This is a genomic window from Cupriavidus sp. DL-D2, assembly GCF_039710735.1.
In the GTDB taxonomy this organism is placed as follows: Bacteria; Pseudomonadota; Gammaproteobacteria; order Burkholderiales; family Burkholderiaceae; genus Cupriavidus.
On the sequence record NZ_JBDKXK010000131.1, the window covers coordinates 1 to 1345 of the forward strand.

The 1345-nt window shown below is 58.1% G+C and carries 2 protein-coding genes; both read left to right on the top strand.

Annotated features, from left to right (window positions below):
* The first annotated feature begins 156 nt into the window (after positions 1-156).
* Positions 157-642 (top strand): helix-turn-helix transcriptional regulator, encoded by a 486-nt coding sequence (locus ABDB81_RS30310; protein WP_237380559.1) that lies wholly within the window; start codon positions 157-159, stop codon positions 640-642.
* Positions 639-1292, top strand: a complete 654-nt coding sequence (locus tag ABDB81_RS30315; RefSeq protein ID WP_137923732.1) for a nucleotidyl transferase AbiEii/AbiGii toxin family protein — start codon at positions 639-641, stop codon at positions 1290-1292. The genes ABDB81_RS30310 and ABDB81_RS30315 overlap by 4 nt, the downstream gene beginning before the upstream one ends.
* Positions 1293-1345 lie beyond the last annotated feature (53 nt).

The window sequence follows — 1345 nt, forward strand, 5'->3', positions numbered from 1 at the left end:
TGGCCCTCTCCCCCAACCCCTCTCCCACTTCGCGGGAGAGGGGAGTAACGCGACTGCCGTGGCGCTAACCTGAGGCAGACTTGCATAGAATTTTTTGTCAACTATACTTGACAAAAAACTGCAAGTCGCCCCTGAGCTATGCACCTATCGGCACTTATGCTTGCTATCCAACGCAAACGGCAGTCGCTCGGCATTTCCCAGCAGCGCCTCGCTGATCTGGCTGGGCTATCCCGGCAAACCTTGAATGGCATTGAACGCGGAACGGTGAACGTTACGCTGGAGAATCTCGTTCGGTTACTCGACGTATTGGGACTTTCCATCTCTATCGATGATCCCGATGTCGCGCGCGCAGCGGCCGGCAAACCTCCCAATGCGCTCCGAATGGCAGCGCTAGGCGCGAACGTGAGTTACTCCGGGGATTTCACGCCTGAGCTGCTCGACGCCGCGCTCGCCACGGGGGAAACCCCGCAGGGCTATCGTGCCCATGTCGCGCAGGTTCTCGATGAAGCGCCGCTGCAACTGATTGTGAAAGCTGTGGCAGAAGTTGCAGCGAGGCACAACCGCAAGCCGGCAGAGATCTGGCGGAATCTGCATCGTCTCGCCGCATCGACTTCCGCTACACGTGATGGGTTGTGGAAATGAGAGTGCAACCGCTGATGGGGGAAGCGTGGGAGGCGCTGTTTCCTCATGCGTTCACCCTGATGGATGAGGTCAGGACGCATGGCGGAGTTGAACCATTCTGGACCTTTGGTGGCGGAACGGTGTTGATGCTGCGATACCAGCATCGGCTGTCCTATGACATCGATCTCTTCGTCCGGGATCCTCAGTACCTCGGCTACGTGAATCCCCGCCTCAGTGCCATAGCGGAGTCCATTAGCGACGACTATATCGAACAGGCCAACTACATCCGCCTGAGGTTGCCCGAAGGCGAGATCGATATCGTGGCCGCCACAAACCTGACTGAGAACCCGTATGAGATATGGGAGATCATGGGGCGAGAGGTGCGTGTCGAGACAGCGGCCGAAATCGTGGCCAAGAAGCTGTTCCATCGGGGATACAGCGGTACTGCCCGAGATCTCTTCGATCTCGCGGTCGTTATCGAGGCAGATCCACAACCACTGCGATGTGCCGCACCGTACCTGCTCAAGTACGCCGATGCATTCATCACCCGACTGAAAGCGCGTCCCGATCTGATGCGGGATCAGTTCTCACTGATCCGTAGGCGTGAGTACTGGCGAAGTTACGAGGAATGTCTCGAAATGGCCGAGGAGTTTCTTGGCCAGTTGAAGTAAGGGCCCGGTTTTTCCCCTCTCCCTCCGGGAGAGGGGCAGGGGAGAGGGCAAGC